The organism is Mesorhizobium sp. M7A.F.Ca.CA.002.15.2.1 (assembly GCF_003998715.1).
In the GTDB taxonomy this organism is placed as follows: domain Bacteria; phylum Pseudomonadota; class Alphaproteobacteria; order Rhizobiales; family Rhizobiaceae; genus Mesorhizobium; species Mesorhizobium ciceri.
This window is the reverse complement of sequence record NZ_RZPI01000534.1, coordinates 1-3,976: the sequence shown is the minus strand read 5'-3', so window position 1 is coordinate 3,976 and position 3,976 is coordinate 1. Positions and strand designations below refer to the sequence as shown.

The window sequence follows — 3,976 nt, the reverse complement described above, 5'->3', positions numbered from 1 at the left end:
TCTTGGCATTGGTCAGCTCCCTTACGGCGTCCTTGCCGATCCAGCGCGCCGTCTTGTCTGCCGACTGCGCCAGTCGTTCGGCGACAGCCAGGGCGGCACCGTGCATGTTCATCGATCGCTTACCGATCGACCGAAGCGCCCAGTTCACGGCTTTCTTCACGAAATTGCGGCTGTCGTTCGCGTGCGTTTCGATGATCGGCAGGAAGGAGAGGAAGGTCGCCCCTGGCTCCTGCTTCCGGTGGACGACAGACCAGGCCATCATGGCGAAGGCCGTGCGCCGAACGAACTCCCGCTCGTCGGCCGCAAACTCGGCGATCAGTTCTTTCCAGGCGTCCGTATCGACAAAGAGATCCGAGACGCCGTCGACGATGTCCCAGGAGTCGAAACTCGCCGCCCATCGTCTTGCATCTCCAGCAGAAAACCGTTTCGGGTCAGCCGTGACGGAGGCAATGAACTGCGCCTCCATGATGCCGCTGTCCCATAGCTCGAAGGCGCGCTCGTGGTTGCGTTTGATCGTCCGCGCGATCTGCCGCTGCATGCCGTGCGAGATGCCAAGTGCACGGTCGATCTTGATGCCGTAGCGCAACATGCCGAGGCGGTTCTGCTCGGATCCGATGGCGCGAAGATGGGCGACGATTTCCGCGGCACTGGATTGAGGCGAGAGCTCTGCCACGGCAGAGACCTATTTTTCGAGACGGGCGAGCAGCGAGGACGTGTCCCAGCGCTTGCCGCCCATCGCCTGCACATCCTTGTAGAACTGGTCGACGAGTGCGGTGACCGGCAGTCTGGCGCCATTGCGGTCGGCCTCGGCCAGGCAGATGCCGAGATCCTTGCGCATCCAGTCGACGGCGAAGCCGAAATCATATTTGCCGGCGTTCATCGTCTTGTGGCGGTTCTCCATCTGCCAGGAGCCCGCGGCGCCCTTGGAAATCACCTCGATCACCTTCTCGATGTCGAGCCCGGCCTTCTTGCCGAAATGGATGCCTTCGGCCAAGCCCTGGACGAGACCGGCTATGGTGATCTGGTTGATCATTTTGGTGAGCTGGCCGGCACCGGCCGACCCCATCAAGCCGACCATGCGGGCAAAAGCGTCGATGACAGGCTTCGCTTTGTCGAAAGCGTCCTGCTCGCCGCCGACCATCACGGTCAGCACGCCGTTCTCGGCGCCGGCCTGGCCGCCCGAGACCGGCGCATCGAGAAACGAAAACCCGCCGGCTAGCGCCGCCGCCGCCAGCTCGCGAGCGACCTCGGCCGAGGCGGTGGTGTTGTCGATGAAGACCGAACCCTTCTTCATCGATTTGAAGGCGCCTTCCGGACCGGTCGTCACCGAACGCAGATCGTCGTCATTGCCGACACAGGAGAACACAAAATCCTTGCCCTCGGCGGCCTGCGCAGGGGTCGCCGCCAGGCTACCGCCATGCTGGCCAACCCATTGCTCGGCCTTGGCCTTGGTGCGGTTGTAGACGGTGACGTCATGGCCGCCCTTGTTCTTCAAGTGTCCGGCCATCGGATAGCCCATCACGCCAAGACCGAGAAATGCCACAGATGCCATGAGCTTGCCCTTCAGAATGGAAACGGAATTTGCTGCGAAAGCTCTAGGCTCTGCGCTCAATTCGTCAAGACGCGTATAGCCTGATCGACTGGTGCAGCCGAATCGAAAATCGTCAGCGTTTCAGGTGAACGGTGATCCGGCGCTCGATCCATTCGACGCCATGCCGCAATATCTCGACCATCACCAGATAGACGAGGGCGACCCAGATATAGGCCTGGATGTCGAACGAGTTGGCGAAGGCGAGCTTGGCATTGCCCATCAGATCGTAGACCGTGATGATGGCGACGATGGCGGACGCCTTGACCATCAGGATCAGTTCGTTGCCATAGGGCCGCAAGGCGACGATCAAGGCTTGCGGCAGGATGATCTTGCGCAACGTCTGCAGCTTATGCAGGCCAAGCGAGGCCGCCCCTTCCCATTGCCCTCTTGGCACGCTCTCTATGGCGCCGCGCAGAATCTCCGCCTGGTAGGCGGCCGTGTTGAGCGCAAAGGCAAAGACGCCGCAATTGAACGCGTCCTTGAAAAAATCCCAGAGGCCGACCGACTGGAGTTCGACGCGGAACGAGCCCAATCCGTAGTAGACCAGATAGGTCTGGACCAGCAGCGGCGTGCCGCGGAAGAAATAGACGTAGCAATAGGCGAGGCCGGACAGGATCCGGTTGCTGGACATGCGCCCGTAAGCGACGGGCACCGACAGGATCGCGCCGAGTACCATCGATATGGAAACCAGCGCCAGCGTGACCCCAAGCCCGCTCAGATAAGCCGGCGCATATTTGGCAAAGAAATCAGGATTCCAGGCAAGGAAGAGATAGCTGACGATGCCGATTCCGAACAAAATCCATAGGCCCACCAGCGCGTAACCGGCGATACGCCTGCGCGGCCAGCCGCGCGCCCGTGGCGGCGGACGTTCGACCATGGTGGCCGTGGCGCTCATCGCTGCGCCTCCCGCCGGCCAAGCGAGCGCAGGATCGCATTGGTGGCGAAGGACGACAGGACGGCCAGGCCAAGAAAGACCAGCGAGGCGACGCCGAAGAACAGGAAAGCGTGCTTGGTGACGCGGGCCGCAATGCTGGCATTGCGCAGCGTCTCGGCCAGGCCGACGACCGACACCAGCGACGTGTCCTTGAGCAGGCTGAGCCAGCAGTTCTCCAGTCCAGGAAACGCGATGCGCAGCAGTTGCGGCACGATCACCTTGCGCATGGTCAGCCAGTTCGAAAGACCGATGGCATAGCCGCCCTCATACTGGCCTTTGGGAATGGCGCGGAAGGCGGAAAGGAAAACCTCACTGGCATAGGAGGAGAAGATCAGTGCAAGCACGATCATGCCGGCGACAAAGCTGTTGACGTCGATGGTGACGTCAGGCCGGAAATACCTGACGAGATGCTGCAGCAGGATCGGCATGCCAAAAAAGAACAGGAAGAGCGTCACCAGTTCTGGCAGGCCGCGAAAGACGGTGGTGTAGATGTTGGCGGCAAGGCGCAGCGACGGTTCTTCGGACTGCTTGGCGAGTGCAATGAAAAAGCCGATCGTCAATCCGATGGGCAGCGTGGCAAGCGCCAACGCAATGGTGATCAGTGCGCCATAGGCAATATCGTCAAGCCAGCCTTCAGGTCCCCAACTGAGAAGTGTCCATATGCTCTGGGCTGGCATCGACCGGTCTTATCCTCACGGCATTCCCAAGACGAATAGAAAGACGGCGGGGAAATTCCCCGCCGTCTTGACCTGGCTTATCAGGACTCGGCGCCGTAGACGTCGAACTTGAAATACTTGTCGTTGATTTCCTTGTATTTTCCATTGGCGCGAATGGCGGCGATGGCCGAATTGAGCTTGTTGACCAGGTCGGTTTCGCCCTTGCGTACGGCAATGCCGGCACCAGGCCCGAAAATCTCGACCGGCTGCGGCGAAGGTTGGCCGAGGATCTTGCAGCAGGCGCCGTCAGGCGAGTCCAGAAACTGCTGCAGCACGACGATATCGTCCTCGATGGCGTCGAGACGACCATTGGCAAGATCGGCCTGCTCCTCGGGGCTGCTCGGATAGCCCTTCACGGTGCTGTCGGTGTAGGTCTTCGAGGCATAGTTGAAATGCGTGGTGGTGGTGGCGACGCCGATGGTCTTGCCGGCGAGATCTTCCTTGGTCACGCCTTTCAGCGTGCTGTCCTTCGGCACGGCGATCGCCGAGGGCGTGTTGTAGTATTTGTTCGAGAAGTCGACCTTCTCCTTGCGCTCCGGCGTGATCGACATCGAGGCGACGATGGCGTCGAATTTACCGGCCTGGAGGGCTGGAATGATGCCGTCCCAATCCTGGGCGACGAAGGTGCACTTGACCTTCATCTCATCACAAAGCGCCTTGGCGATGTCGATATCGAAGCCCACGAGCTGGCCATCGGCGGTAAGGTTGTTGAAGGGGGGGGAGGCGCCGTCGGGG

The 3,976-nt window shown here is 60.9% G+C and carries 5 protein-coding genes; all 5 read right to left on the bottom strand.

Going from position 1 to position 3,976, the window contains the following annotated elements; genetic code table 11:
* Positions 1-673, bottom strand: a 673-nt coding sequence (locus tag ENZ74_RS24420; protein WP_127313042.1) for a DNA alkylation repair protein, incomplete at its 3' end; no start/stop codon positions are given.
* 9 nt (positions 674-682) lie between these two features.
* On the bottom strand, positions 683-1,552 hold the full coding sequence (locus ENZ74_RS24415; RefSeq protein ID WP_024503308.1) for an NAD(P)-dependent oxidoreductase: 870 nt from the start codon (positions 1,550-1,552) through the stop codon (positions 683-685).
* Positions 1,553-1,664: 112 nt separating this feature from the next.
* Positions 1,665-2,486 (bottom strand): ABC transporter permease, encoded by an 822-nt coding sequence (locus ENZ74_RS24410; protein ID WP_024503307.1) that lies wholly within the window; start codon positions 2,484-2,486, stop codon positions 1,665-1,667.
* On the bottom strand, positions 2,483-3,202 hold the full coding sequence (locus ENZ74_RS24405) for an ABC transporter permease (RefSeq protein ID WP_024503306.1): 720 nt from the start codon (positions 3,200-3,202) through the stop codon (positions 2,483-2,485). The genes ENZ74_RS24410 and ENZ74_RS24405 overlap by 4 nt, the downstream gene beginning before the upstream one ends.
* An 80-nt stretch (positions 3,203-3,282) precedes the next feature.
* The coding region (locus ENZ74_RS24400; RefSeq protein ID WP_127313041.1) for an ABC transporter substrate-binding protein at positions 3,283-3,976 on the bottom strand (694 nt) is incomplete at its 5' end.